Source organism: Pseudoalteromonas spongiae UST010723-006 (genome assembly GCF_000238255.3).
GTDB lineage: Bacteria > Pseudomonadota > Gammaproteobacteria > Enterobacterales > Alteromonadaceae > Pseudoalteromonas > Pseudoalteromonas spongiae.
This window is the reverse complement of sequence record NZ_CP011040.1, coordinates 139216-165213: the sequence shown is the minus strand read 5'-3', so window position 1 is coordinate 165213 and position 25998 is coordinate 139216. Positions and strand designations below refer to the sequence as shown.

Genomic DNA, 25998 nt, shown 5'->3' with positions numbered 1-25998 from the left:
ATTAAATCCTTGGTTATAATACCAATTCACTTAAGTAGTTGATCACATACTTAACAGAATTGGTATAATTGACGTTTCGTAGGCTGAACGCCCTGCTTCCCCCATTTGATATTTTCTTAGTGAGCATTACAAAACAATGAAAAAACTCTCAAAAGTTCAACTAAAACAACAAGCTTTGGTGCTTAGTATTGCCGATGCGCTAGAGGCAAAAGCCTTGACTGAAATTCCGGGCATGGTGCAATGCTGGTTTGATGTTGAATATCACTTGTTTCCAGGTTCACTATTACTTTGCTTTCAATTCGAAAATGAGCAAGCTTTAGCCGCTGCTGAACCTAACCTGCTCACTTGGCAAAAACGCTTAAGTGCAGCGCTGGTAAAAAAAGGTGTTGTGCTAAAAGATATGCGCAAGCACTTAGTATTTACCTTAAAAGGCCCTGACGATTAAGCTACTTGGCACTAATTTGCGTTGAGCTACAATTAAAGCCTGACTAATATCAGGCTAAATGGCTGGAAAAAGCGCATACATTTAGGCAATGTGTGCAATGGGTTGTAATTGTTGTGTGTTCTTTATGAAAAACTCAGTTCTTGTATATGTCATACTTATCGTCACTCTTTTTTTCAGTGTCACTAGCTCTGCTACACAACTTCGCTTTGTCGCTGAAGACTTATACCCGCTTCATTTTAAAGATAAAAATAACCAGCCAGACGGCTTTTTAGTTGATGTCGTTAACGCGGTACTTGATGACTGTGCGTGCGCTGGCAAAATTGAAATCATGCCGCAAGCAAGAGCGTTTCGTGAACTACAGTCGCAGCCGAATGTAGTAATGATGTCGCTGCTTAAAACGCCCGGTCGTGAAAAAAATTACTTATTTCTAGGTTCAGTATTTAACGCCCACGCCTATTTAGTTGGTTTGAAAAGCAATCAATTTGAGTTATTTAACCTACACAGTGCACGAGGATTACGTGTTAGCACAGTGCGAGGGTATTTTAGCCAACGCTATTTAGAAAACGCTGGATTTTCACTTGAACGCGATTTAGTGCTTGCACCAGAGCCTGAAAGCTTAATGAAAATGCTTTATAAAAATCGTACCGATTTAGTGCTAACTAACACCTTACATCTCGATAAAGAACTTAACAGTATTGGCCTTGATCCAACAAAAATTGAGAAAAAACTGCATTTACCTGACTTTCCAAATGAACTGCATATCACGGCAAACAGAAAATTAGAGAATACGCTCGCGATAAAACTAACAAACTCGCTCAACGCCATTAAACACAACGGGCAATACCAAATGTTGTTAACTAAATGGAACCTAAACGAAAAGGCGCATTAAATTCACTTAATAGTTACGTGAATACGTGCCTTTTAGCGATTTAACCTAAGCTAAGGTTATTTACAAAACATCGTACACTTTCACCCTATCAGAATCGCTATCGATAGACTGCAGAGCTAATTTAACCGTTTCAGTTAGTTGCGCTTTATGAGGTGATTTTTGACAAATGTGGATCAGCGTTTTGCTTAATTCATAATCGGAGTCAATAAACTTGCTAGCTAATTCAATCGACTGAGCAGTAGTTGCGCGGTCCATTGTTTGATACGGCAGCGAAAGAAAAGCCCTTTTCATTTCATAATCTGAATCAATTTGCTGCATAAAGGTTAGCATCGCTTCAAAATCATTTGGTGTTTTAACTTCGCTCGCTAATGCATTTACGACGCGATAAGCCTCATAATCTGAACCAATATCAGCGCTTGCAGTAAACATATCAGCAATTGATAAGTGTGTTGATTGTGATGATATTTCACTTATTAATCTGAATTTTTCATAATCACTATCAATGGTTTTTGACACATCAAAATAAGCTTGATGAATCGTTTGCGTATTAGGCAGTTGTGGTGCTAGCTTGCTGAGCAAAACACGTGTTTCATAATCTGAACTCATGCCATTTAATCCACGTAAAAACGTAAGCCATGCTTGCTCTGGAAGCTGCTTTTGCTTATCTAAAAAACGCTCTGCCGTCACTCTTTGGCTGTAATCACTCTTTATTTGAGCAAGTACTGCCAACACTCGCTTTTGAGCCGGTAAGTCTAAGTTATTAGCGCTAATTGCTGTGATATACGCCGATTTTGTATCATCGTTATTTGCCCGTTCCATTTGGTTAAGTGCTGCAGATATTCCCTGCTGTTCAATTAATGCCTTCGTACGCTCAACAGCAAATAATGGGGTATTATCAAACACGCTTGTCATAAACTGTTCAATTTCATGTTTACTAGGCGTATTCCCTTTTTGATCACCATACGTCACTTCACCATTTTTCTCGCTGATCATCAAAAAGTCATCTGATTTGAAATGCTTAATCTTAACAAAACTGCCTTCACTCATACTTGCTATCGTTACCGCGTCTGAGCTTAAGATGATTGGGCCGTTAATTTCGGCAATAACCTGATATTCATCACCAAATTGCTGATAATTCTTTTTAATTTCGGTAATTGCACCATTTGAGTTGGTTTTTATGTATTGATGACTCACAACGCCACTACACCCTGACGCAATAAGAACGATGGCAGCTAAGCTTGTAAGGTGAAGCGATTTAAAAAGAGATGTGTGCATAAAATTGTAATCCATTATTGTTTTTAGAATATATTCGCTTTAAGGCAAGCCGCATACCAAAATGTAACTCTATGATATTTAATTATTTAATAATATGCACGGTGAAATATACCAAACAAAAAAACCAAAAGTTAGTATTTTTAGCCATATAAGCTTAAATCTAACTTACTGAATATGCTTGAAGTTTTAACAGTGCTGTCTAAATCTAATTCTTAGTTTGCTTAAGGCATTGTATGACTTTTTCTATAAGAAAATAATTTCAGGTTAGAGAAATTTAAATATGGGGATTAGGTATAGATTAGTCGGTCAGTAACCATGCTTTAATTGCGCGACACATTGTTACGAATCATTTCATTTGCATACACTGGCTCACCATTATAATCAGTAAGAAACTCAGCAGACACTTTAAATCCATATGCTTTGTAGAGCTCCTTTGCGGGCTCATTTGTTTTAGCGACAAATAGGCTAGCCTTGCCGTTTATTTGTGACAATAGAAATTCGAAAATTTGCTTTCCAATTCCCTTTCCTCTTGCACTAGGGCACACAAATAACGCTCTGATCTCGGACTCGAATATTGCCCCATAACCGAGAATCTCACCATTATCAAAAACATATATCTTTGATTCTTTTAACGCTGACAGTCTCTTTTCATCGTTCTCTAACGGTAAGAGTTTAAACGCTCTTTGCTCAAAGCGCAGCTCATCCAATTTGGATTTCGCATAAATCTGCAAAACACTTGGGAAGTCTTTCTCGTTGTACTCTCGAATATGCATATCAAGCTAGCTCCAAACAAAGGCTGATGATGCTCGGCAAAACTTTTTCTGCCGCAGCTTCGCCTATTTGTATTTTAACGTAACACATAACACTATTAATTAGTGGTTACTAGTCAGATATTTAAAAACTAATTTAACACAAGTTTTTTATGTAAACCGAAGTTATCCTCCATCTAACGCTCAGCAACTCCTTAAAAACCAATCATTAATTCAAACAAATAACATGCAGAATCATCTTGTTTATAAAAACGCTATTTTAGGCGTTCGCCAACAAATAAAACGCAAACTGCGACTTGTGTCACACTAAAAACACTGTTAAATTGCGACATCTGTCACACAAACTTGTGACTTCTCACATTCGAATAAATATAAAAAGGAAACTGTTTTGCAACTTACCGGCCCAGAACTCGAAATACTCAAGTCTTTATGGCAGCAACAGCCGCTAACGGGTAAAGAAATTCACCAACGGATGGAGTCACTTTACGGTTGGAGTTATTCATCTACACGCAAAACATTAGAGCGCATGGCGCAAAAAAACTATGTCAGTGTAGAAACGCAAGGGAATAAAAAAATCTATTCAGCATTACTTGATAAAGTGCCTACGCTCGCCGCATTTGTGAAAGACTTCTCTGAACGCGTACTTGAAATAGACGGCAATTTACCCGTTGCCATGTTCTCTGGCAGCCAATTATTTGAACAAGATGAACTCTCTGAATTGGAGGCTCATTTAAATACATTACAACAACAGAAAAACAACTAAGTTATGTGGTTAATCTCATTTTTATGTTGGCTAGTAATTAGCTTTTCACTAGCTGCTTTATTAAAAAAAATAGCGCAAAAAGAACGCCTTTCACCGCTCTTTTGTTGGGCCGCACTCATCCTTCCATGTGCCATATTTTTACCAAATTTCGACGTTTTTAAGGTGACAGAAGTCAACTTTATTTGGCTTAACTCTAGTGCGCGACAACAAATGCAATTTGTTGGTGAAGTGGCGAAGCAAACCACCAGTCAAAACGGCTTTAACATTAATTGGTTGCTTTTTGGGGGGCTTTTTATCCCATCTGCATATCGCCTAATGAGACTAACTAAACGGTATCGTAACGCTAAGGCACTAATTGCGACGGGTACTCCGTATCACTTAAGTACTGTGCCTTGTATGGTGATGCCGATGAATCAATCGCCATTTGTTATTGGTTTTCATAAACCTACGCTTGTGTTACCTCAGTATTTTATGCATTTGAGCAAACAGCAACAGGATATTATTCTCGCCCACGAAGAAATGCACATTGCTAACCGAGATCATTTTCATACTTGGCTGTGGTTAGTTTTGGTTGAAATCTGTTGGTTTAATCCCGCTATAAAACGGCTCAGCGAATTGTATGTAAATGCAATGGAACAACGCTGCGATTTACAAACAATCTCGCGCCATCGCTATATGCCGCAAGATTACGCTAATACCTTGTTGCTCAGTATTAAATTATCACAGCAAGGCGCGTTAAACCCATTTGCTGCTTATTTTACAGGGCAAACCATCAAGGTAGCCGACTACAAGCAACGCTTTACGTTTATTTTTAGCCACGCGCCAGTCCAAATTAAAAAATCACTTTATGTGTTCAGCTGCGCGCTATTAATTGTTGTACTGGCAAAAGGCGCAATATCGCAAGTATATGCAGGACAAGATAAGTGGCAGTATCCGGTCGCAAATATCGATATCAGCTCTCATTATGGCCACGTTACTTCGTTTCGCAAAAACCGGCCTCATCGCGGCGTGGACTTAGTTGATGCAAAAGGCGCATCCATTGTTGCCGCAAAAACTGGCAAAGTGATTATTGCCGACAACAAAACTATGGCAGCTGCATTTGGTAACACCATTGTGATCCAACACAGCAATGGCTGGCAATCGCTCTACGCGCATTTAGACGAAATTTCAGTTACTCAAGGTCAGTGGGTTAAAAGCGGCGAGCTGATAGGAAAAATGGGCGATAGCGGCAAAGTAACAGGCACACATTTACATTTTGAACTAGCAAAAGATGGCCAAACAGTTGATCCACTCATTTATTTAAACGAGAAATAACATGCATTATTCACGTATTATTTTAGTAGCATTATTACTCGTAGGCTGTGATGAACAAAGCCAATGTAACGATGAAATGCAAAACAACAACATCGACATAGAAGACTCACGTACGCAAGTAAGTTCGCAGGAAAAAGACAATACAGCTCCGCATAACACTGAGATAACACGTCAAACCTATATCCTAAATAAAGGTGATACACTGACCCATTTATTACGTTTGGCGGGATTTTCATTTTCAGAGATTTACGCCTTAGCCGACGCGATTAAACCACTCTATGATTTTAAGAAAATTCAGTCGCACACTCAGTTTGATGTAATTGAAACGCCAAACAGTAAAACCATTCGATTTGCAGCGAGTTTCGCACAAGTAATTAACGCAAAATTAGTAAAAGGAAATTGGGAAATTACGCAAAATGCAATCACAACCCAAACGGAGCAAGTAAGCCGCTCTTTTGCAATTAATCACAGCCTTTATCAAGCGGCGAGCGATGCTGAAGTACCCAATAATGTGATTAACAGCGCGATATTAGCGATGTCACATTTTGTTGATTTTCAAAGGGAGATTCGACAAGGCGATCAAATTACCTTAAATTTTAATAGCGTAAAACTCACGCAAGATGCACATTTATTTAGCACCTTTAGTAACCCACAACAACTGGTTGCGATTTCCTTTGTCAATCAAGGTAAACATTACGAACTTTACCATTACCAAGACGCTTTTTACTTTAAAGATGGCAAGCTAGCACAGAGCTTTTTAATGAAAACCCCACTTAATGGCGCGCGATTGTCATCAAACTTTGGTAAACGAAAGCACCCCGTTTTAGGCTACACAAGGCAACATAAAGGCATTGATTTTAGCGCACCAGTTGGTACGCCAATTATGGCAGCGGGTAAAGGCAAAATACTAAAAGCCAGCTACAGCCGAAGCTTTGGTAATCGTGTGCTAATTGATCACGGCAACGGCTATCGCACCTTGTATGCACATTTAAAAGGCTTTGCTAAAGGTATCAAGCATGGTGCTCGTGTAAGCCAGGGGCAAACGATTGGCTTTTTAGGCAATACAGGGCTTTCTAGCGCACGCCATCTGCATTATGAAGTGCATAAAAACGGTAAGGTAATTAACCCATTAAAAATGAAGCAACCAAGCAATATTCAATTAACGGGCGACAAGTTACACGCATTCAAAATGCATATTAATGATATAGAAAAACGTTACGCGGCGTTAGTTTACGATAGCAATAATAAAAGTGCTTTAGACTAATCAAAAACCCAGTCAGGTAAATTCTGACTGGATCCTACTCTATCTATCACCACGAGATTTATTTTGATTTTTTCAAAAAACGGAGTGCCTTTTCAATCTAAAAATGCAATAAAAAAACGTAACTAACTAATTTTTAAAAGAATATTTAGTGCTTTGTTGAAACTTCGCAAATCCCTCCTGATTTTTAAGAGATAACGCGCCCAATTTTAGGCATTTGTCTGTACGCAAAGAAGCGCAGGTTGACTACTTTTTAAACGCGGGACACTCCCGAGCAAGGAATTAATTAAAAGGAATTCAATATGAAAAAACATAATCTATTAAGTCACCTGATCATTTTTGTATTTTTGTTCTCTGGGAATGCAACAGCGGCTCAAGGGGATGTTGATACTAATTATGGTGTTGGAGGCATAGTTCATACGCCTTCGGGTGCTAACGTTATTGCTGCATCTGCCACTTCAAATAATGGGATTATCATTGCTGGAATAGGCCATCATCCTAGCGACTTTAGAATAACCCAACTATTAAGTGACGGAACTGAGGATGCAAGCTTTGGCAGTTCTGGGCATGTTGAAATAAACCTACCCTCAGTACTCGGTATTAGTAACTTCAATTTAACCGATATGGCGCGCACCAATAATCAAGAAACAATTATTACAGGATATAACCTTGGCTCTATTGGTGGCGATGGCGTACTTGCTAAGTTAGATGCAAACGGTAACTTAGATAGCACTTTTGCCAATGGTGTAGGAGCCTTAACATTAAGAAGTTTCGCACCGTTTACTGGTCAAGGTCATATAATTCCTTATGCTCTTGCTGTTGATGCAAATAACCACATTTTGGTTGCCACAAGATGCTTATATGGCACATTAGTTGCGCGCTTTACGCCATCTGGCACACTTGATAATAGCTTTGCAAATAACGGAGTATTGGCCGTTTCATATCCACTTGGTGGTCAATTTCCTCATATGCCCGTTAGTTTAGAAATAGACCCACTGGGTATTATTACATATGGCTACTGGGTACTTACAGGTTCATCAACTGCGGTAACAACCAAAGTAGTGACACAATTAGATCCTAACGGAAACCTCGTAACTAACTTTGGTAACTCAGGCCATATAATTGTACCCGCTGCAAATGGTGAAGAGTTAGTCAGTGTAAAGCGCGATATAAATAACCGCACTTTATTGCTTACCAAAAACTGCGTTTTGTCACGATATACGGCAAATGGTATGTTAGATACTTCTTTTGGCAACAACGGAGCAGCAAACGTTGTTGTGCCTAATGGCAGTTCGTCACTATGCTTAGGTCTTACATTGAGACCGACTTCAGCACCTATCGTTACAGGAAGTATTCAACAAAATAATAACCATCAACTTTTAGTCGCACGCTTTGATAACTCAGGTCAACCAGTAGCAAACTTTGCAAACGGCGGTGTTGCTATCGTTGGTCAACCGCCATTTGTCGGAATCGTGAATGCTTATGGCGCAGCCTTTTCAGTATTACAATCAAATGGACACATTCAGGTAGCCACTACCGAACGCCCTTATTTAAACAATTTTGCTGTGACAGCTATTGAAGATACAGCTCTTAATGTATCCCCGCGTCCAGCAAGAATTGGACGCCGAATGTCTGTCGCACTTAATACTTGGACATACTCTATTCCATTTACTGTAAGTGACTTAACGTCTGGTGCCAAAGTTATGGCAACAATTGAACAAGGCGAATACTCCATTAATAATGAACCTTACACAACATCGCCAGGGTTCGTACAAAATGGAGATTTAATTACTGTGCGTCACCGTTCGGCATCTTGCTTCAACTGCAGCAAACGCTCAACACTTGAGTTAGGTGGTTATTACGACGCTAAAAACGGGGGGCAACGATTAGGTGGCAGTCGAACCTACAGTTTTAGTAGCTTAACCAAAGGGCTAATCGTTTCACCGCTTTAACATGCCAAGGGCTAGCATTTCAGCTAGCCCTTGCCGTTGAATATATACCCTAAGTTTTTTCAAACAACGACTTCATAAATTCATAGAACACTTCAGTTTTACGTGTAACTAAACTGTTTTGTGGTTTTAAAAACCATATCGGTGCGTCATCATCCATTAACGTATTTGGTAAAATCTCAACTAATTGTCCTGTCGCTAATTCATCTTGTATTGCCAAGCGCGATTTAATCGCAATACCCAGCCCTGCAACTGTAGCTTGTGTCATATTATCTGAGTTAGAAATCGTCAGTTGAGTGCTTACACTGTGGTTAATAACGCGGTCATTGTCTTTAAATTTAAGCTGCCGTTGCCACGGCAAACACACCCAATGGTGGTTAGTAAGATCGGTTATCGATTTTGGTGTGCCATACTTTGCCAAATAAGCGGGTGATGCACACAAAATACGTGAATTACGAGCAATCTTGCGTGACAGTAAGTTAGAGTCGGTTAATAGCCCTACCCGAATTGCAACATCTTGCGCATCATCCACCACATTCACAAATTGATCGGTGATCATAAAATCCAGCTTTAAATCGGGATAGTGTGACTCAAACGCTGCAAGTGCGGGCAATACAAATTTGGAAAAAACCCACGGTGGCATGGTCACTCTCAGCACACCCGAAATGGCAGAACCTCGGGCACCAATTTGATGCTCTGCATCGTACAACGCCTCTAAAATTGCCACCGCGCGTTGATAAAATACCTCTCCTGCAGGCGACAACCGCATACGCCGGCTATCTCTAAAAATAAGTACCGTATTAAGCGATTTTTCTAGCTTATTTAAACGGTGACTTACCGTTGCAGGCGAAAGGCTTTGTGCTTTTGCAGCAACCACTACCCCTTGATTTTCAACAATGGCAATAAAGGTTTCTAAATCACATAAACTGTACATAGCGTTGATTTAATATTTTCGAATTTAGGTTTCGTTTTTCTATTGTATATCTAAAAAAATAAAACTCTATACTGAGCACATTGTTTATTCAAGAAGCGAAATACACATGACATTAAAAAGTCAAATCGACGCGTTTGAAGTCGAAAAGAAAGCCAACCTTAGTAGCGATATTTTAGATTTAATGGATATCACTACAGATAAACTAATTGCGGCACAGTTAAGCCAGCATGCACTTAAAGTAGGTGATACGCTGCCAGCATTTATCTTACCGAATAGCGATGGCACTTTGGTAAGTTCACACGCGTTACTAGAAAAAGGCCCATTGGTACTTAGTTTTTATCGTGGTGGATGGTGCCCATATTGTAATTTAGAACTGCGTGCGCTTAATGCACTTTCAGATGAATTTGCAGCACATAACGCACAGTTAGTTGCTGTTTCTCCACAACTACCGGACAATTCACTTTCTACCCAAAACGAAAATGAGCTTGCCTACACTGTACTTTCGGATGTTGAAAATACCTTAGCAAAAGCCTGTGGTTTAGTATTTACCCTTGATGAGCGTTTAGTTCCGGTGTATCACCAACTTGGTCTTGATATTCCAAAAGCGAATGGCGACAACAGTTATGAATTGCCCCTACCGGCAACCTATGTCATCGATCAAAATGGCGTAATTCAATTTGCCTTTGCAAAAGAAGATTACACCCTAAGAGCTGAACCTGAGGACGTACTTGCAGCGGTTAAAGCGCTAACGAGATAAAAAAAGCCGGAGATTACTCCGGCTTTTTGCAATTTTAAAAATGTTAATTAGTTATTTAAATAGGTATTTAAAAACTTAAGGTAAGCATTAGATGCTTCAATGCGGTTTTCTTTTTTAGTAAAACCATGGCCTTCATCATCAAATAATACATACTCTACCGGTACGCCATTGGCTTTTACCGCTGCCACCAGCTCATCACTTTCTACTTGCAGTACGCGAGGGTCATTGGCGCCTTGAATTACCATTAATGGTTTAGTGATATTTTTAGCGTGGAATAATGGCGAAATAGCGCGGTGACGATCACCATCTGTTGCTGGGTCGCCCATTTCATCGTAAAGCGCTTTTTTAAAGCTCTCCCACCATGGTGGAATAGAATTAAGCGTTCTGACCCAGTTAGTTACACCAAAAATATTAATACCTACTTTAAATTCTTCCGGCTCAAACGCAAGCGCTGCCGCAGTCATAAAGCCTCCGTAACTGCCGCCCATAATGCCAATTTTATCGCCATCTACCCAATCTAAGCTTTGCAGGTGTTTTTTACCGTAAACAATGTCTTGTAAGTCATCGGTGCCGTGTTTTTTATCATCCAAATGGAAGAAGGTTTTGCCGTAGCCCGAGCTACCACGATTATTCACCGCAAAAATAGCATAGCCATGGTTTACCAAGTGCTGCTGCATGGCGCTATAACCGGTGCGGCTTTGTCCACCTGGTCCGCCATGCACCCACACAAGTGCAGGTACTTTATTATTGCTATTTGCTTGTTTTGGTTTGTATAGCACGCCAGGGATTTCTAGCCCATCAAAGCTTTTAAAACGCACTATGGTACTTTCAACCAGATCATTTTGATCAATTGCTGCACTTAAACTGTTTGTAAGTTGTGATGCGTTTGATGTTCCTACCTGCCAAACAAATAAATTATTCGGTGACGTATCGGAATTTAAGTAAAACGCCATGGTTTTTTCATCTGCTGAGAAATTTACGCCACGTAAATTCCCCGCAGGTAAACTTGGCATTGCAATCGATTGCCCCGTTTTTGTATCCATCACAGTGACTTTTGTGCTGGCATCGGCATTTACACCACTCACTTGGTAACGCCCTGATTTAGAAAAGTAAATAAAGTTAACATCCCACTCATCTTTGAGTGCCAGACGATGTTCACCCGAGGTTAAATCGTAGCGCCAAATTTGCGCAAATTCGCCTTTTGCGTTGGTTGAGTAATAAAGTGCCTTGCTGTCTCGCGAGAAGGTTTCTGGGCCAAATGTGGCTTCAACATCTTTGCCTGCAATTAACTCTGGTTTAAGTGTTTTTTTCATCGTGTCGAGAATAAACACGTCGCTATCTTTGTTTGAGTTATTTTTAGAAAGCGCAATAAAACGGCCATCAGGGCTAATTGCCCCCACATCTAAACCCATTTTATTTTGATAAACAGGGGTTACTTCATAGCTTTTGGCATCAACACGGTACAAGTCCATAAATTTTGCATCGCGTTGGTTACTGGTAATGTAAAAATGACTGCCATCTTCTGTGAAACCGGCAAAGCGTGCGCGGGTTTCTTCACCCGGTGTTAAGTCTTTAACACTGCCGTCCACTTCGCGTACATACACATGAAAACGCTCATTACCGCCTGAATCTTTGGTAAAGATCACGCGTTCGTCATTTGGGAAATAACGCACCGCGTAAGTACTGTCTTGAAAATCTGTTAAGCGTGTTTTTTTAGCGGTTTTAATATCAACAGCATAAAGGCTATAAATGCCACTTTCATCGCTGCTCACCAGAATTTTGTCACCATTTGGTGAAAAACTGCTGCCCATAATAGAGGTGGTGTCAAAGAAAGTTTCAGCATCATATTGTTTTAATGTTTGTGCTTGTTGTACGGCCTCTGCCGCTTTCGATGTACTGCTTGTTTGTGAACAGCCTGCCAACGCAAGCCCCAGCGCACAGGCGACAGCGGCTAATTGAAAATGCTTTTTCATTGTAATTATTCCTTGTAAATTATCCGCTTTCGATTGTTACCTGAACAATTTATAGACACAAGCGTCAAATAAGAATAATTGTTTCAAAATGTTGAAATGCGTAACGGGTAATCTCATAGGGCTGTTACAACACTCTGTCCGTACTTGCCATTAATCACTTAACCAAACCGTTAAACACATAACTTTGGCTATTAGCAGGTGTTTGATTAAACTCATAAACATAATAATAACAGGGAGTATTGAAATGAAACCTACATGTCCAGAATGCAATAATGAAATCACTTTTTTGCAAAGTTTTAGAAATATTAATCCGTGGAATTACCACTGTCCAAACTGTAGAAAGCGTATCGATATCAGTAAAAAATGGAAGAATATCAGCCTAATTTCAGCGGGATTAGGGTTTATTTATGGTCTTTTCACTGCCGCCAACGATATACCTATGTTGCAAGCATTTGTACCTGTATTAATTGTCGCTTTATTCGCACAGTGGTTTGTTTGGCAACGTATAACATTCCACAAATTTAATGATGCAAACCAACAACAAGATAATTAACAATCACCAAAAAAATAGCTTTGAGGTTGATGCCTAGGGTCTGTTGACCTTTCAAGTTCGTTTTTGCAGCAGTTTGATTGGGTTATATACAAGGCAGAGGCTGCGTGGCATAGTTATTCTATGTGAATCAGCCGATAACACAGTAGAAAACCCAATCAAGCGTTGCCGAACGGTTCTTTTGAGCGCACTTTTCTCATTGTTGCCTATATGGGTGTAGGTAAGGGGCGTGAGCAGGACGCGGAAGCTTTGCTCGATATTCGCTTAGATTGCTAGGCCACACATCGTGCGCCGCGATAAAAGCACGCTTAAAGAGAACAAAAATAGAACAGCAAAGATCAACAAACCCTAATTTATTGCAAACTGCATCAACCGAGCTAAATACGTAGCGCCAGACATCTTAAATATTCAGTAAGTACCTTTCTGCATACCGGCCTTGTGACAAACAACTTATAAGGTCAACAATTTACTGTTTGTATTTATGTAAAAGCGATTGCGGAATATGGCAGTAGTCATCAGGGCAGCGAGTAAGCCTATCTTGATGTTCTTCATCACTTTTTACGTAATTGGTAAGGGGCAATACTTCTACTTTAATCTGTTCTTTATCATCTCGAGCATTAATAAACGCAGCAGCAGCGCCCAAATGAGTTGGGTTTTGGCTATAAACTCCCGTACGGTATTTCTCCCCAATATCTTGCCCCTGCTTGTTAATACTGTACGGGTCGATAATTTCAAAGAAATACGCCATCAATTGCTCAATCGTGATACATGCGGGATCAAACTGTACTTTTACACACTCTGCATACCCATCGTATGGCGCATGTGTGCTGTTGGAAGTGCCGTTTGCTCTGCCTGCTTCACTGTTTATTACACCGGGAAGATGTCTTAGGTATTCTTGCACCCCCCATAAACAGCCACCTGCAAAGTAGATAACGTGATCTAACGTGTTTGCGCTAGCAACGCAGCGCTGTTTGTTTTGTTTATTCATAAATATATAAAGTTGAGAATGATTCGTATATGCCTCAGGAGTGAGATCATATACAATGCGCGCCAAATTAGCGATGTTGTTATATGGGTAGTCCCCTGTGTTTTATTTGAGCCAAGCTAGTTGGCAAGTAGCCCTTACAACAACTGAATGTAGTTACTTACGTCTAAAAGGAAATCACATGTTTCGCGTTGCAAACGCTTTGTTTTTAAGCACGCTGTCAGCTTACTCTTTCGCGTCAAACGATCTTATCTCTTCTACCGAAATCGAAAAAATCACCGTTCAAAGCGCCGCCACGGCAAATAACCGTCCTGTCGGCACCTTTGACTCACCTGTTTCAAATTTAGAATACGATCCGCGCGTTGATTTGCAATCGCGTAATATGGCTGAAGCGCAGGCGGATGTTACCATCCGCGGCGGGATTTTTGAAAACACAGGTTTTCGCATTGGCAGTGCAACCTTATACGACCCGCAAACAGGCCATTACTTTGCTGAAATTCCTATTGCACCTGAAATGCTATCTAAACCACAGGTACTCACTGGCGTAGATAACGCCCTTTACGGTGTTAATAGTTCTGTAGGTTCAATCGCTTATCAATGGAATACTATTAATAGCGGTGGCAATGTATCAGCAGGTGCTGGTAACAATGGGTTTAAACTGTTTAGATTGCACAGTGCATACAGCACACAGCTTGAATCTAACCGTTCGTGGACTTTAGGCGTGGAAGGTGAATACTCTCACTCACAAAGTGATGGTACCATCGAGTTTGGCGACCATGATTTTGACCGTGCCTCTGGACGCGTGCAACTCGCCAGCGAACATTCTCAAACCGATGTTTTTTATGGTCAACAAGAGAAATTCTTCGGTTGGCCAAATATGTATACGCCATTTAACGTGAACGAAACAGAAGCATTAAAAACTAAGCTGTTTATGATAAATCACACGCAGCAATACACAAATGATAGTCACTTTGAGCTAACCGCGTACCACAGAAAACATCAAGATCATTATGTGTTCTCAAGAGAAAACCCATCAATGTTTGAGGCTTTTCATGAAACGGAAGTAGATGCTTTTGCTTTATCAGGCACGCACAGTGTAAATAGCCAATTTAACGTATTGTATTCGGCACAAGCGATGGCTGATTCAATTGAATCAACTACCCTTGAAAACAATTTTACTTCACGTGATTATTACAAACTGAGCCTTGTACCTGAATACACCACCTCACTTGATGCAAACCAAAGCCTAACCGCCCGACTTGGCGTTGCATTTGACGACACTAATCGTGATGACTCTCATGTATCTGTGATTGGTGATATTTCATGGCTAACACGTAATCAAGATAACTCAACACGTAAATTCTATCTATCGTACGCCGAAGCTACACAAGTTGCTGGCTACACCGCAATTGGTGGCAGCGAAACAGGCGGCCTATTTAGAAGTAATCACAATTTAAAACGTGAAGTAAGTAAGAATATTGAAGTTGGGATGTCGCTTGATGCCCTAGACTGGCGCTTCGATTCTGCACTTTTTTATCGTTTTGATAACGATTTAACTGACTGGACATATAGTTTTGATGCAACTTCAGCGCGTGCAGCCAACGCTGTTGATATTGACACGCTAGGTTTTGAACTTTTTGCGATTAAAAGTTTTGGTAACGCCGATATTGTCGCTAGTTACACTTATTTAGATAAATCTGAAAACTACTTTGACGACACGGTAGACGCCAGTTTTTATGCGTTAAATTATCCACCGCATCGTGTAACGCTTGGCGCCGTATGGCACCTGCATGACAGTGTAGTTCTGCGCATTGATAATGAATGGCGCAAACAGCAAGAAAATGCCCTGCGTAACGGCGATGACAACGCGCTGTTCACCCACTTAACAGCCACCTACACACCAAGACAATTACCAGGTGTAAATTTGGTGTTTGCCGTTGATAATTTATGGAATGAAAAATTCGAAGAAGTACCAGGTACACCAGGTCGCGGTGAACAATACTCGGTTACTGCAAATTATACTTGGTAATTGCTTCGACTTAGTTTCTCTAAGTGTAAAATGAAAATAGCAGCCACTAGGCTGCTATTTCTCGCATTACTAGTTAAATGCTCTCTTTATTTTGCGCTCGGTAGTCAATGACAGGCACTCCCCCTACCCCCCAATTAGCCAGCGCAACCTCACTAATAACAACATGCGTTGTCTTTGGGTCTTTATTTAATACATTTTGCAGTAACTCGGTAACACCAGCAATTAGTAGGCGCTTTTGCTCATCAGTCGGGCCTACATTATGTGTACCACCTTCTTTCGTTACCTGAATGTTTACGTATGGCATAACTATTCTCCTACTCTGGGTGCATACATTTTATTCACAATACGCCAACGGTTGTTTTCATAAAGCAGCCCTAAAAAATCGATATATTCTTGTCCTAAAAGAGGACAGTACACTTTAACAAGTGCTTGCTCTCCTATAACTTCTAATTGCAACACCTTATAACTAAACGGATCACCTTTTTCATGGGGAGTTTCACGAGCAGCAACTAGCGAAAGCCAACTGTCTAAACCTCTGCGAATACCGGGGGCTTTAAGTACACAATCATGGCTGAAAATGGCATGTAGCTTTTCAATATCCGCGAAATGTAATCCCTCAAAATAAGCATTTACAGTGTTGATCACAGCCTCTTTTGCATTAATATCCATGTTTTTTCTGATCCGCCTGTTCATTTTTTAATGCAAGCTTAAAAGCATCAAGTGCAAATACGTTTTTGAGCATTGCTTGGATACGTTCGCTCAATGGAATATCGACCGGAAAATACGCTCCCCAACGCGAATAAACAGCCAACAAAATATCAGCGGCCGATACTGATTCTCCACCAAGAAATGCGTTACCACGTAATTTCTGATCTACTACTTGCCATAAATGGTTGATATGTTCACGTGCCGCATTAAACAAAATAAGCTTTGTTTCTTGGTCTAACTCTAAGTTATTAATAAAGAATAAGCGGCTATAGGCTGGATGCATACTCGCATTGGCAAACATTATATTTTCAATAGCGTGCTGGCGTTGAACACCATTTGCAGGCAGCAGGTCATTTTCATGTTTATTTAACAAATAAAGTAAAATTGCCGCGCCTTCGCACATAACCTCTTCACCGTATTGCAAGGCCGGCACTTGCTTCGCAGGATTTATCTTAGCAAAGCAATCCAACGCATTTACCGAAGCTAATTGAGGCGATTGATCGAGTAAGTTTAGTACTGTATGTGTTGCTAATGAACATGCGTCAGGAGAATAAAAAAGCCGATACATTTTGGTGTTTCCTTTTATTTTTTAATATTGAGTAAATTTAAAATCAGTATGTGCTAAAGAATTAAATCCAAAAATAATAGAAATGGAACTAAACTAATGCCAAAATGGAAACAGTTTCAACAGAAAGCATATCAGCATGAATAAACTCAGATGCATGCACCTCTTCGCGCGTCTTGCTGATCTTGGCAGTTTTGCCGCGGTCGCTGAAGAATTGGGCGTAACACCATCGATGGTGAGTAAAGAAATTCAAAAACTTGAAATGACGCTTGACGCTCGCTTACTTCACCGCTCAACACGTAAAATTCAACTAACTCACATTGGTGAGGGGTACTTAAACCGCTGTCGAGAAATACTCGCTCAAGTTCATGATGCTGATGCCTATGTACAGCAAATGCAAAACAGCGTAAAAGGTAAACTTAGAATTAATTTACCAATGGCGTTGGGGTTAACCGATTTAAATGCTGTGCTAAGTGACTTTATGAGTGCATACCCAGAAGTCGAATTAGATATTCACCTAGGCGATGAAGCATTAGATCTATTGGAACATGGTTTTGATTTAGGCTTTCGTGCTAGCAGCACTGTATTTGATTCCAATTACATTGGTAAACCACTCACCAAATTTACTTATCATGTCTGCGCTTCGCCAAATTACTTAGCAAAACATGGCGATGTAACAACGCCTCAGTCACTTAAAACACATAACTGTTTTATCTACAGCTACTTTAAAGGGGGTAATAAATGGCCAATAAATGAAGGAGTGACCGTAACAGGCAATTTAAAAGTTAATTCTACTTTGTATATGAAAGATGTGATTGTAGCGGGTTTAGGTATCGGTTTTTTACCAAGCTTTGTTGCGAAACCCGCATTTAAAAAAGGTCAGCTTGTTGAGGTGCTAAGCAACTGTTCGAAACCAGATTTAATTTTGTACGCTTTATATCCAAACCGCAAGCATACCCCTCCTATTCTTGCAAAGTGCATAGAGTTTATCGCTGATTGGTTTTCCAAAAAACCTTAAGAATTCAGCTAACCAAAAAGCCAAACCCTGAACGGAATTAACATAGCGCGATTATAAACGCTAATGCTGTTAATTATGTTCGTTTGCTGAATGAAAATTACAATAGGTGGGTGACGCACACCACACCATAACTGATAGCGTTTATTTTAGGCTTCGCATTGCCAATTAGGTGCTTTGTTGCCAATTGTGATTTGAATATTGTTTTCACCAAATTTGCTAATTGACGGCTGAATTGCCGCTTCAAAGTCACGAGCGGTGCGCTCAAACTGACGCGCATGCAGTTCAAGGGCTTCAATATCTTTGCTATGAGAACGGACTATCGCTTCCATTTTTTCAGCGATTTGTTCGTGTTGCTTAATTAATTTTTTATTCACAACCACAGTATCGCCATCTTCAATAACCATATCACCTGATAAGCTATCTAATGCATGCTCATGTTTTGCAAGTTCACGTTCCATACTTTTCATCGGCTTTTCAAGCGTTTTTAGCTTCACTTCATCCGCTTTCATTGCATGGTAAGCGGTCAGTTGCAAATCTGTCATCGCGATAGTATCTAGGCGCTTACAATCCTTAAACACATAGATGTTCGGTGCATCATTCTCCAATGTGTTGTCTGATGTTGCATTTGCAACCGCGCAAGCGGTAAGAATAGCCGAACTTAACATAACAAGGGCGAACTGTTTCATAGCGTTTAATCCTGTTGAGTAAATGTATTGGTTTAAAAGCTTAGTCGCGAGCAAAAGGGAAAAGGTTTAATAAAAAACTAATTTTTAGTAATCAAAACAAAATGTAACAATTACTCTTACTTTAAAATAAACAACTGATAATCGAGCTACCACAAGCTAAACATCTATTTGTCATTGATAATAAAGGTGTTGTTACACAAAAAATCGGAGTATTCACACGCTAAAATAATATTTGGGGAAAGTTTAAGCGGGGCAACCCGCTTTTTTTATGCATTGTTGCCAGCTTAATGTGCTAGGGCTTGATTAAAATACTCTTGATAAAACGCCTCAGCATCAATTTCAGACAGCGTTTGCCAAAGCTTATTCGCCAATAGAGGCTGACGTTCAAAAAATTGATGACTAAACATCAAATATCCAATGCTTTGATTAATTGGAATCATATTTTGTTCAAAGCCAGTTGGCACATCTTCCATATGACAATTGCTCAGCGAAACAACCACACGACCTTTGAACAATAACTCATGGGCTTTACTTATTGATGGTGATTCGTATATATCAAAGCCTTTTTTGCGCATTTCGCCAACAACACCATAGCCATTTGGAATAGACATACTCATTGGTTTATCAAAAACCAGTGTTTCGCCATCCCAATTTATACTGCCCGCTTTGTATAACAAACACGATGCGGAATTCGAAAAACTAAAGCGGTTATCTAATTCGCCATCGCTATTTTTTGGGTAACGGGCTATTTGCTCTCTAAGCGGATGATACCGCCCCACCACAGCGTCTACTTTGCCACTAGCGAGGTCGTTTAAACAACGTTTCCAAGGGTATCGAACAAATTTAATGGTTAAATCGGGATGATAAGTCTCAACTTGATTCAAAATATCAATTGCCGGACCGGGCTTAGACTCAGGTACTAATGGGCCTTCACCATAAAAATGAGGTAAAACCGGTTTATTTTCATAACAATAAGTTAATGTGACTTGTTTATTGCTGGTTCCATGCGCGTGCAATGATAAAAAAATGAGTACTGTTAAAAACATATAATTAAATACATTTTCAAGCATAGCGCACCTTAAAAATTAAATTACATCATGTTGAGTTTAGACCGAGATAAGCGAATATTGTATTCAAACAAATTAAAAAACATGCAACTCATCATGTTATTAAATAATTGATTACGCTTTTTCTTACAACTAATCCCCTAATTTATTGAGCTAGTTTAATAATTTTGACATATTATGCTAAAAACATAACGAGCAACCTATCTACAAAATGGAACTTGAAACCGAAAGACTTCTTCTTAGATCGCTTTCTTCTGACGATTGGCAATTTTTCAAACATTTACATCAGCTGCCTGATGTGATGCGCTTTATAAGCGATATGCCTACGCTTGATGTAATTAAGCAACGATTTGATGAACGCTGTATTTCTTGGCAAAAACAATCTAATGATTGGCTTACACTTACTATGTTCGATAAAAATACCATGACACCTATTGGCGTTACCGGATTTTTATCACAGTGGCAACCATATCAGCAAGCCGAGCTTGGCTTTATGCTTGACCCTGAATTTCAAGGATTAGGTTATGCAAAAGAGTCAACGCGTAGAGTGACGGCGTTTGCATTTGATGAATGTGATTATCACAAAGTAACTGCTACGGTTACGCAGGGCAACGACGCATCAAGTCGATTATTAACTGCGCTGGGGTTTAAACTAGAAGGCGTGATCAGAGACAACTATAAAATTGATGATAAGTGGTTTAACGATCAGAAGTTTGGCATGTTGAAAAACGAGTTTTCTTAAAACAAAACACCCACAACAGAAAATGGTAGGTGTTTTGTTTTTAAAGTACTTAGTTAAAGGTTAAAGCGCGATGTTGCATCCAGTAACTTGTCTGATAAATCATGCAAGTTTGTTGCAACACTGCGTACTTGTTCAAGTGAGTTTAATGTCGACTCAAACGACGAGTGCATATTTGACACATTATCAACCACGATTGAAGCGACCGACGTTTGCTCTTCGGTTGCCGTAGCAATTTGTGCGTTCATACCATTAATCGCCAATATTTGTTCGGCGATTTTACGAATTGAGTCACCTGTTTTTGCTGCGTTGTCTGAGTTCTGTTTGGCTTTTTCCATTGCTGAATTCATTGCTGTTACCGAGTCATTAGCAGCCACTGTTAAAACATTTAATAAATCGCGAATTTCGTTTGTCGATTTTGCGGTACGCGATGCAAGTTCACGCACTTCATCAGCAACCACGGCAAAACCACGCCCTTGTTCACCTGCACGCGCCGCTTCAATGGCCGCATTAAGCGCAAGTAAATTCGTTTGCTCAGCGATAGAGGTAATCACGTTTAAGATTTGGCCTACGTTTTGAGTGTCATTGGCTAATTGATCAATGGTGCCCGATGCCGCCTCGATTTCATCTCGAAGTGCATTTGATTCTGTTACCGAAGATTCAATTTGCTGCGCGCTGACTTCCACTTCTTTTTCGGCGCTTCTTGCTGCTTCTGCGGCACTCGCCGCCGAGTTAGAAATGTCACCTACGCTTAATTTCATCTCTTCCATTGACTGACGTACAATCTCTGCATCATGTGATTGTTGGTTAGTTGCGTTTTCAGCGCGCTCCATACCTTGTACCAAGCGTGTTGAGTTTTCCATTAACGGGCTAACCACTGACACAACGTTTTCTACCGAGTCTTTCAATAACGATATAAAGCCATTAAAGTTTTGCGATACTTGACCAATTTCATCTTCACCTCGCACTTCTAACTTACTGCTTAAACTGCCTCCGCCATTGGCAAGTTGTTCAAGTGAAGACGCAACTTCTTTAGCTGATTGACTAATGGCTTGCGCAATGTAAATGGCCAATAACGCAGACATAATGATGGCGATAACAATAATCCCGATGGTTACACTAATCGCATCGCTTGAACGCTCTAATGTATCGCTAATCAGTGCCTGAAAACGCTCATCTGATTTAGCTTGAAATGTTTCAAAATGACTCACTAGCTCTTCATATTTTGCGGTTTTTTCCTGTGCTTGTTGTTGGATTTTTGAAAAGTCGGCTGTGCCGTTAATCATACCCGACGCTATGTCTTTTGCTATTTTACTGTACTCTTGCAGTAGTTTAATATCTCTACCACTGGCATCCTCAGGCGATAAACGCGAAAGTTGTTCAAGGTTCTGTTTTATCAGTTCACCGGTCTCTGTTGCTTTACCAATCAATTCTTCATCGCCAAATGTAACCGACTGAGTATAAAGCTCATCCAATTTTTGCACTAAATATTTGTTAGCAGTTGCAAATTTCACTACTTCGTAACTGACATTCGAAATTTCGTTAATGGATTTTTCATTATCCACCATGGTACTGCGACTAACCGCCAAAATAGCGATTAACAGTACCACAGTTAACCCTGTAATTAGGTGTATCTTCTTGTTTATACTTAAATTGCTAATAATATTCATTCTGCTTGTTACCCTACATTAAGCTATTGTTTTAAATAAGCCCTTTTAAGCACTACCATTAAATTGTCGTCTATTTTTTATTTTTTGCTAGTAATCTCGTTTATTTAACTATACTTACCTCGCTAATAACGCAAATTAAGCAATTTAGGAAACGATTATGAATAATAGAGTTTTATTAGGTTGTGCATTGTGTTTTGCAGCTTTTCCAAGCTTTTCAGATGTTAATATCTCTGGTTTTACTAGCATAAATGCAGGCAAAGTACTTAGTGGCACAGGTGTTCCTCACTACGGCATTAATGAACCCACCTTTCTCGCTGACTATCCTATAGTGAGCGTATATAACGAAGATATCACCTTTAAACCCGAATCCCTTTTTGGCTTGCAAGTTAGTGCCGATGTCGGTGAAGGGTTAAGCGCAACAGCACAAATTGTTGCCCGCGGTGCAGATGACTTTAACGCAGAGTTTGAGTGGGCTTATTTGTCGTATGAGATAAACGACAACTGGACAATACAGGCAGGTAAGAAACGCCTTCCATTATTTTACTACTCTGATTTTTACGACGTTGGCTATGCCTACGTTTGGATGCGTGCCCCCGCAGATAACTACACTTGGCAGATTTTTAACTACAACGGTGTAAACGCCCTTTACACAGGATCAATCGGTGATTGGTCATTATCCGGTAATATCTATTTTGGTCGCGAGGACGACAAAGAAAATAAACTACTTTCAGAGTTCTTTTTTAAAGAACAAACACGTGAAATTTGGAAAGACATTATTGGCGGTGTAATTCAAACCAGTAATGACTGGTTAGAAATTCGCGCAACAGCTATGAGCTATACCAACCAACGCTATATCGGTGGCGAACCATCAACATGGAACGGTAAAGATGAGCGCGATGGCAACTTTTATGGGTTAGCTGTCAACGCTGATTTTGGTAACTTTTTTGTATTAAGCGAACTAAACCGTCTCGATCTTGATGGTAATTTAGATACCGCGATGCTGACATTAGGCTACCGTATCGATTCGTTCACCCCTTTTGTCTCTTATTCTACCTTCGATCAAAAAGATGGTGATGATGGCGAAGATCACAACACTACATCATTTGGTATCCGTTGGGATTTCCACTCAAACGCAGCGTTTAAAATTCAATACGACGAGGTCGAAGACAACTCATATGAACTGGCTGTAGCAGGTGATAGCAAGGCCATTACTATCGGCGTTGATATGGTATTTTAATTGAGGGTAATACGATGAAAAATTTTATTATTTTAACACTTATTCTATTCACATCTTGCTCATTAAGCGCTGCGGTAGATGTTATTGTTCACCCATCAAATGCAAATGCAATTGACGCGGGTGATATCAAGAAAATCTTTACAGGCAAAGCAAAATCGTTTGCCGATGGTTCAAAAGCGCTGCCCATTACTCAGGCCGATGGCAACCCTGCTACTGATGAGTTTAACCAAAACGTGTTAAACAAATCGTCTAGCCAATTAAAAGCATATTGGTCAAAGTTAGTATTTACTGGCAAAGGCACTCCACCGGAAGAAGCGGCAAATGATGCAGAAGTAGTGAGCTTAGTATCAAAAAATCCCAATTTAATTGGTTTTGTTTCAAAAGGCAGCGCCGATGGTAGCGTCAAGGTTGTTCAATCTTTCTAGTTGAGGTGGAGCTAATATGAAGAAACGTTATTTAATTGCTTCATTACTATTAACTGGATTTGCAACATCAAGCTATGCAGATATCCGAGTTAATGGTTTTGCCTCTATCTACGGTGGGCAAACCCTTGGTAGTGATGATGCCTTATACAATTACTCAGATGAACTAGACTGGCAGAACGACAGTTTGTTTGCGGTACAAGTGAGCGCCGATGTGATGGATGGGCTATCCGCAACCGCACAACTGTTAGCCCGAGGCAGTGATGATTTTAATGCCGAGTTTGAGTGGGCATATTTAACCTATGAAGTATCTGAAAATTCACAACTAAGTGCCGGTAAAATGCGAATTCCATTTTATCGGTACTCCGATTTTCTTGACGTAGGTTACGCCTACCGCTGGGTAAGACCTCCACAATCAGTTTATAACTTGTCGTTTTCAACCTATGAAGGGTTAAGCTACCTGCATAACTCGACCATAGGTGAACTTGATAGCAGCTTACAGCTAATGGTGGGTGCGGTTGATACAGATATAACCGCAATTACCGATTCCGACGCTGCTGAACTTAAAGACACAATTGGTATTAACTGGAGTTTATCAAATGGTTGGCTAACTGGACGGGTTGCTTACTTTGTTTCTGAAGCCAGTATTGATGTTAGCGGTAGTAGCGAACTCTCAGGATTATTAAATGGCTTGCAAGCCTATGGCTTGAATCAGCAATACAATAATCTAGCCATCGAAGAAGACGACGCTTATTTTGCAGCAATTGGAATTGGAATTGATTACAACGATATTCTATTCGACGCCGAATACACGCAATTTGAGATTGATAACAGCATTTTAGCCAAGCAAACACAATATTATGTATCGCTTGGTTATCGTATGGATTTAGTCACATTAAGTGCAACGTATGAAGGCAACGATGATGAAAACTCAAACGATCAATTTAACCAAGTACCACGCAGCATAACAGGCCCTGGCGGTGTACAAATACCTGTTGTTGCCCCTGGTACAAATCCACCACTGTATTTACAAGATGCCACTAACTTAGCGCTCGCATCACAAGCTGCTAAATCGAATGCATATTCGTTTACCGTACGATATGACTTCCATCCATCAGCAGCGTTTAAAGTGGAATTCACCCACTTTGAAGATGATTTAAGCAACAACGACGCCGACTTAGTGACCTTTGGTGTGGACCTGGTGTTCTAATTATTATTTCCTTAAAAGCAAAAGCCCTACTCTTTTTGAGTAGGGCTTTTTTATGGAATCGGTTAAACCAATGTTATTAGCAAACGTCACCTTCAATATTCAGTAACTTTGGCTTTGTCTCAGGCTTAGCATAACTTAATCGCCCTAGTCGCTCGGTTGTGTGATAGCAATCAAGACCTGAAATCGCCACGGTATCAAGCGCTTCAATATCAATAAAACCATCTTTTGCAAGCGCCATTTGTGGCACAATAATATGGGTTATTTCCCCAATGACTAATACTGTGCCGTTAATTTCGAGCGGTTTAATTTCGCGTAATTTAAGGGCAAATTTGGCTTGCGATTCACCAACAAATGGCGCATCTATGCCTTTCTCAAATTGCTCCGTCAACGCTACTTTTTCAAACTCAGATTCACTTTCGTCATAACGCGCTGATGTTTGATGGGCTTGTTGCCAAATCAATGAATTTACGTGATTTATGGTGTAGACACCCGTAGTTTTAATATTGCTTAACGTGTCTCTAGGCACGGTATCTGGCCGGATGATCATACCAATTAACGCAGGATCTGCACCTAAATGAAATACTGAACTGACGATCGCCAGATTTGTTATGCCAGATGCGTTTTGGCTACCAATTAAATTCGCACTTTTAAAGCCTGATAAACTATTAATTAACCGAGCGCGTTCGCGCTGTTCCATCGCTTTAATATCATCTTGAGTTATGTGTTTTATCATTGCATTTGCCTAAAAATCATTTGCTTTGCTATACGCTTAACCACAAGTT

26 protein-coding genes are annotated in these 25998 nt (G+C 40.1%); 14 read left to right on the top strand and 12 right to left on the bottom strand.

Features of this window, described 5'->3' with window-relative positions; genetic code table 11:
* Nucleotides 1–136 precede the first annotated feature (136 nt).
* Complete coding sequence (locus PSPO_RS15260; RefSeq protein WP_010558295.1) at nucleotides 137–445, top strand: hypothetical protein; 309 nt, start codon at nucleotides 137–139, stop codon at nucleotides 443–445.
* A 124-nt stretch (nucleotides 446–569) separates the two neighbouring features.
* Nucleotides 570–1334 (top strand): substrate-binding periplasmic protein, encoded by a 765-nt coding sequence (locus PSPO_RS15255; RefSeq protein ID WP_040642110.1) that lies wholly within the window; start codon nucleotides 570–572, stop codon nucleotides 1332–1334.
* A 60-nt stretch (nucleotides 1335–1394) separates the two neighbouring features.
* Here PSPO_RS15255 and PSPO_RS15250 read toward each other — a convergent pair whose 3' ends face one another.
* Complete coding sequence (locus PSPO_RS15250; RefSeq protein ID WP_010558297.1) at nucleotides 1395–2609, bottom strand: hypothetical protein; 1215 nt, start codon at nucleotides 2607–2609, stop codon at nucleotides 1395–1397.
* A gap of 320 nt (nucleotides 2610–2929) precedes the next feature.
* Nucleotides 2930–3382 (bottom strand): GNAT family N-acetyltransferase, encoded by a 453-nt coding sequence (locus tag PSPO_RS15245; RefSeq protein ID WP_010558298.1) that lies wholly within the window; start codon nucleotides 3380–3382, stop codon nucleotides 2930–2932.
* A 385-nt stretch (nucleotides 3383–3767) separates the two neighbouring features.
* On the opposite strand from PSPO_RS15245, the gene PSPO_RS15240 reads away from it, so the two are divergent.
* The 4 genes from PSPO_RS15240 to PSPO_RS15225 all read left to right on the top strand — a co-directional run bounded on the left by PSPO_RS15240 (nucleotide 3768) and on the right by PSPO_RS15225 (nucleotide 8669).
* Nucleotides 3768–4142, top strand: coding sequence for a BlaI/MecI/CopY family transcriptional regulator (locus PSPO_RS15240; protein WP_010558299.1), 375 nt, complete (start codon nucleotides 3768–3770; stop codon nucleotides 4140–4142).
* A gap of 162 nt (nucleotides 4143–4304) precedes the next feature.
* Nucleotides 4305–5456 carry a M23/M56 family metallopeptidase gene (locus tag PSPO_RS15235; protein WP_158523454.1) on the top strand — a complete coding sequence of 384 codons (1152 nt, stop codon included), beginning with the start codon at nucleotides 4305–4307 and terminating at the stop codon, nucleotides 5454–5456.
* A 1-nt stretch (nucleotide 5457) separates the two neighbouring features.
* Nucleotides 5458–6720 carry a M23 family metallopeptidase gene (locus tag PSPO_RS15230; RefSeq protein ID WP_010558301.1) on the top strand — a complete coding sequence of 421 codons (1263 nt, stop codon included), beginning with the start codon at nucleotides 5458–5460 and terminating at the stop codon, nucleotides 6718–6720.
* Nucleotides 6721–7019: 299 nt separating this feature from the next.
* Nucleotides 7020–8669, top strand: a complete 1650-nt coding sequence (locus PSPO_RS15225) for an NHL repeat-containing protein (RefSeq protein WP_010558302.1) — start codon at nucleotides 7020–7022, stop codon at nucleotides 8667–8669.
* A 49-nt stretch (nucleotides 8670–8718) separates the two neighbouring features.
* Here the strand turns inward: PSPO_RS15225 and PSPO_RS15220 are convergent, their stop codons facing one another.
* Nucleotides 8719–9600, bottom strand: a complete 882-nt coding sequence (locus tag PSPO_RS15220) for a LysR family transcriptional regulator (protein ID WP_010558303.1) — start codon at nucleotides 9598–9600, stop codon at nucleotides 8719–8721.
* A 106-nt stretch (nucleotides 9601–9706) separates the two neighbouring features.
* On the opposite strand from PSPO_RS15220, the gene PSPO_RS15215 reads away from it, so the two are divergent.
* Nucleotides 9707–10357: a peroxiredoxin-like family protein gene (locus PSPO_RS15215; protein ID WP_010558304.1), complete on the top strand. Its 651-nt coding sequence runs from the start codon at nucleotides 9707–9709 to the stop codon at nucleotides 10355–10357.
* A 47-nt stretch (nucleotides 10358–10404) separates the two neighbouring features.
* Here PSPO_RS15215 and PSPO_RS15210 read toward each other — a convergent pair whose 3' ends face one another.
* Nucleotides 10405–12330, bottom strand: a complete 1926-nt coding sequence (locus tag PSPO_RS15210) for a S9 family peptidase (protein WP_010558305.1) — start codon at nucleotides 12328–12330, stop codon at nucleotides 10405–10407.
* A gap of 244 nt (nucleotides 12331–12574) precedes the next feature.
* Here PSPO_RS15210 and PSPO_RS15205 point away from each other — a divergent pair, with 244 nt between their 5' ends.
* The gene (locus PSPO_RS15205; protein ID WP_010558306.1) at nucleotides 12575–12883 is read left to right on the top strand and encodes a hypothetical protein; all 309 of its coding nucleotides are present in this window, start codon (nucleotides 12575–12577) and stop codon (nucleotides 12881–12883) included.
* Between the two features lie 463 nt (nucleotides 12884–13346).
* On the opposite strand, the gene PSPO_RS15200 is transcribed toward PSPO_RS15205, so the two are convergent.
* Nucleotides 13347–13868, bottom strand: coding sequence for a peptide-methionine (S)-S-oxide reductase (locus PSPO_RS15200; protein WP_010558307.1), 522 nt, complete (start codon nucleotides 13866–13868; stop codon nucleotides 13347–13349).
* A gap of 178 nt (nucleotides 13869–14046) precedes the next feature.
* On the opposite strand from PSPO_RS15200, the gene PSPO_RS15195 reads away from it, so the two are divergent.
* Nucleotides 14047–15894, top strand: a complete 1848-nt coding sequence (locus tag PSPO_RS15195; RefSeq protein ID WP_010558308.1) for a TonB-dependent receptor plug domain-containing protein — start codon at nucleotides 14047–14049, stop codon at nucleotides 15892–15894.
* 73 nt (nucleotides 15895–15967) lie between these two features.
* On the opposite strand, the gene PSPO_RS15190 is transcribed toward PSPO_RS15195, so the two are convergent.
* Genes PSPO_RS15190 through PSPO_RS15180 form a run of 3 tightly spaced genes read right to left on the bottom strand, consistent with a single transcriptional unit; the run spans nucleotide 15968 to nucleotide 17170 of the window.
* Nucleotides 15968–16198 carry a tautomerase family protein gene (locus PSPO_RS15190; RefSeq protein WP_010558309.1) on the bottom strand — a complete coding sequence of 77 codons (231 nt, stop codon included), beginning with the start codon at nucleotides 16196–16198 and terminating at the stop codon, nucleotides 15968–15970.
* A 2-nt stretch (nucleotides 16199–16200) separates the two neighbouring features.
* Nucleotides 16201–16563, bottom strand: a complete 363-nt coding sequence (locus PSPO_RS15185; protein ID WP_010558310.1) for a nuclear transport factor 2 family protein — start codon at nucleotides 16561–16563, stop codon at nucleotides 16201–16203.
* Complete coding sequence (locus tag PSPO_RS15180; RefSeq protein WP_010558311.1) at nucleotides 16553–17170, bottom strand: glutathione S-transferase family protein; 618 nt, start codon at nucleotides 17168–17170, stop codon at nucleotides 16553–16555. Before PSPO_RS15180 ends, PSPO_RS15185 begins: the two co-directional genes overlap by 11 nt.
* A gap of 136 nt (nucleotides 17171–17306) precedes the next feature.
* Between PSPO_RS15180 and PSPO_RS15175 the strand changes: the two genes are divergently transcribed.
* Nucleotides 17307–18185 (top strand): LysR family transcriptional regulator, encoded by an 879-nt coding sequence (locus PSPO_RS15175; RefSeq protein WP_021033049.1) that lies wholly within the window; start codon nucleotides 17307–17309, stop codon nucleotides 18183–18185.
* A 146-nt stretch (nucleotides 18186–18331) separates the two neighbouring features.
* Here PSPO_RS15175 and PSPO_RS15170 read toward each other — a convergent pair whose 3' ends face one another.
* Nucleotides 18332–18871: a hypothetical protein gene (locus tag PSPO_RS15170; protein ID WP_010558313.1), complete on the bottom strand. Its 540-nt coding sequence runs from the start codon at nucleotides 18869–18871 to the stop codon at nucleotides 18332–18334.
* Nucleotides 18872–19155: 284 nt separating this feature from the next.
* Nucleotides 19156–19941, bottom strand: coding sequence for an amino acid ABC transporter substrate-binding protein (locus PSPO_RS15165; protein ID WP_010558314.1), 786 nt, complete (start codon nucleotides 19939–19941; stop codon nucleotides 19156–19158).
* 208 nt (nucleotides 19942–20149) lie between these two features.
* Here PSPO_RS15165 and PSPO_RS15160 point away from each other — a divergent pair, with 208 nt between their 5' ends.
* Nucleotides 20150–20680: a GNAT family N-acetyltransferase gene (locus tag PSPO_RS15160; RefSeq protein WP_010558315.1), complete on the top strand. Its 531-nt coding sequence runs from the start codon at nucleotides 20150–20152 to the stop codon at nucleotides 20678–20680.
* A 53-nt stretch (nucleotides 20681–20733) separates the two neighbouring features.
* Here the strand turns inward: PSPO_RS15160 and PSPO_RS15155 are convergent, their stop codons facing one another.
* The gene (locus tag PSPO_RS15155; RefSeq protein WP_010558316.1) at nucleotides 20734–22347 is read right to left on the bottom strand and encodes a methyl-accepting chemotaxis protein; all 1614 of its coding nucleotides are present in this window, start codon (nucleotides 22345–22347) and stop codon (nucleotides 20734–20736) included.
* Between the two features lie 157 nt (nucleotides 22348–22504).
* Between PSPO_RS15155 and PSPO_RS15150 the strand changes: the two genes are divergently transcribed.
* Genes PSPO_RS15150 through PSPO_RS15140 form a run of 3 tightly spaced genes read left to right on the top strand, consistent with a single transcriptional unit; the run spans nucleotide 22505 to nucleotide 25216 of the window.
* Nucleotides 22505–23584: a porin gene (locus PSPO_RS15150; RefSeq protein WP_010558317.1), complete on the top strand. Its 1080-nt coding sequence runs from the start codon at nucleotides 22505–22507 to the stop codon at nucleotides 23582–23584.
* A 14-nt stretch (nucleotides 23585–23598) separates the two neighbouring features.
* A complete protein-coding gene (locus tag PSPO_RS15145; protein WP_010558318.1) occupies nucleotides 23599–24009 on the top strand; it encodes a type 2 periplasmic-binding domain-containing protein in 411 nt (136 codons plus the stop codon).
* Between the two features lie 16 nt (nucleotides 24010–24025).
* Complete coding sequence (locus PSPO_RS15140) at nucleotides 24026–25216, top strand: hypothetical protein (protein WP_010558319.1); 1191 nt, start codon at nucleotides 24026–24028, stop codon at nucleotides 25214–25216.
* A 76-nt stretch (nucleotides 25217–25292) separates the two neighbouring features.
* Here PSPO_RS15140 and PSPO_RS15135 read toward each other — a convergent pair whose 3' ends face one another.
* On the bottom strand, nucleotides 25293–25949 hold the full coding sequence (locus PSPO_RS15135; protein WP_010558320.1) for a flavin reductase family protein: 657 nt from the start codon (nucleotides 25947–25949) through the stop codon (nucleotides 25293–25295).
* Nucleotides 25950–25998 lie beyond the last annotated feature (49 nt).

What these genes read in the sequence shown, in the direction of transcription:
- PSPO_RS15260 (WP_010558295.1), top strand. Translation starts at nt 137, where the DNA reads ATGAAAAAACTCTCAAAAGTTCAACTAAAACAACAAGCTTTGGTGCTT.
- PSPO_RS15255 (WP_040642110.1), top strand. Translation starts at nt 570, where the DNA reads ATGAAAAACTCAGTTCTTGTATATGTCATACTTATCGTCACTCTTTTT.
- PSPO_RS15250 (WP_010558297.1), bottom strand. Translation starts at nt 2,609, where the DNA reads ATGCACACATCTCTTTTTAAATCGCTTCACCTTACAAGCTTAGCTGCC.
- PSPO_RS15245 (WP_010558298.1), bottom strand. Translation starts at nt 3,382, where the DNA reads ATGCATATTCGAGAGTACAACGAGAAAGACTTCCCAAGTGTTTTGCAG.
- PSPO_RS15230 (WP_010558301.1), top strand. Translation starts at nt 5,458, where the DNA reads ATGCATTATTCACGTATTATTTTAGTAGCATTATTACTCGTAGGCTGT.
- PSPO_RS15225 (WP_010558302.1), top strand. Translation starts at nt 7,020, where the DNA reads ATGAAAAAACATAATCTATTAAGTCACCTGATCATTTTTGTATTTTTG.
- PSPO_RS15220 (WP_010558303.1), bottom strand. Translation starts at nt 9,600, where the DNA reads ATGTACAGTTTATGTGATTTAGAAACCTTTATTGCCATTGTTGAAAAT.
- PSPO_RS15215 (WP_010558304.1), top strand. Translation starts at nt 9,707, where the DNA reads ATGACATTAAAAAGTCAAATCGACGCGTTTGAAGTCGAAAAGAAAGCC.
- PSPO_RS15210 (WP_010558305.1), bottom strand. Translation starts at nt 12,330, where the DNA reads ATGAAAAAGCATTTTCAATTAGCCGCTGTCGCCTGTGCGCTGGGGCTT.
- PSPO_RS15205 (WP_010558306.1), top strand. Translation starts at nt 12,575, where the DNA reads ATGAAACCTACATGTCCAGAATGCAATAATGAAATCACTTTTTTGCAA.
- PSPO_RS15200 (WP_010558307.1), bottom strand. Translation starts at nt 13,868, where the DNA reads ATGAATAAACAAAACAAACAGCGCTGCGTTGCTAGCGCAAACACGTTA.
- PSPO_RS15195 (WP_010558308.1), top strand. Translation starts at nt 14,047, where the DNA reads ATGTTTCGCGTTGCAAACGCTTTGTTTTTAAGCACGCTGTCAGCTTAC.
- PSPO_RS15190 (WP_010558309.1), bottom strand. Translation starts at nt 16,198, where the DNA reads ATGCCATACGTAAACATTCAGGTAACGAAAGAAGGTGGTACACATAAT.
- PSPO_RS15185 (WP_010558310.1), bottom strand. Translation starts at nt 16,563, where the DNA reads ATGGATATTAATGCAAAAGAGGCTGTGATCAACACTGTAAATGCTTAT.
- PSPO_RS15180 (WP_010558311.1), bottom strand. Translation starts at nt 17,170, where the DNA reads ATGTATCGGCTTTTTTATTCTCCTGACGCATGTTCATTAGCAACACAT.
- PSPO_RS15175 (WP_021033049.1), top strand. Translation starts at nt 17,307, where the DNA reads ATGAATAAACTCAGATGCATGCACCTCTTCGCGCGTCTTGCTGATCTT.
- PSPO_RS15170 (WP_010558313.1), bottom strand. Translation starts at nt 18,871, where the DNA reads ATGAAACAGTTCGCCCTTGTTATGTTAAGTTCGGCTATTCTTACCGCT.
- PSPO_RS15165 (WP_010558314.1), bottom strand. Translation starts at nt 19,941, where the DNA reads ATGCTTGAAAATGTATTTAATTATATGTTTTTAACAGTACTCATTTTT.
- PSPO_RS15160 (WP_010558315.1), top strand. Translation starts at nt 20,150, where the DNA reads ATGGAACTTGAAACCGAAAGACTTCTTCTTAGATCGCTTTCTTCTGAC.
- PSPO_RS15155 (WP_010558316.1), bottom strand. Translation starts at nt 22,347, where the DNA reads ATGAATATTATTAGCAATTTAAGTATAAACAAGAAGATACACCTAATT.
- PSPO_RS15150 (WP_010558317.1), top strand. Translation starts at nt 22,505, where the DNA reads ATGAATAATAGAGTTTTATTAGGTTGTGCATTGTGTTTTGCAGCTTTT.
- PSPO_RS15145 (WP_010558318.1), top strand. Translation starts at nt 23,599, where the DNA reads ATGAAAAATTTTATTATTTTAACACTTATTCTATTCACATCTTGCTCA.
- PSPO_RS15140 (WP_010558319.1), top strand. Translation starts at nt 24,026, where the DNA reads ATGAAGAAACGTTATTTAATTGCTTCATTACTATTAACTGGATTTGCA.
- PSPO_RS15135 (WP_010558320.1), bottom strand. Translation starts at nt 25,949, where the DNA reads ATGATAAAACACATAACTCAAGATGATATTAAAGCGATGGAACAGCGC.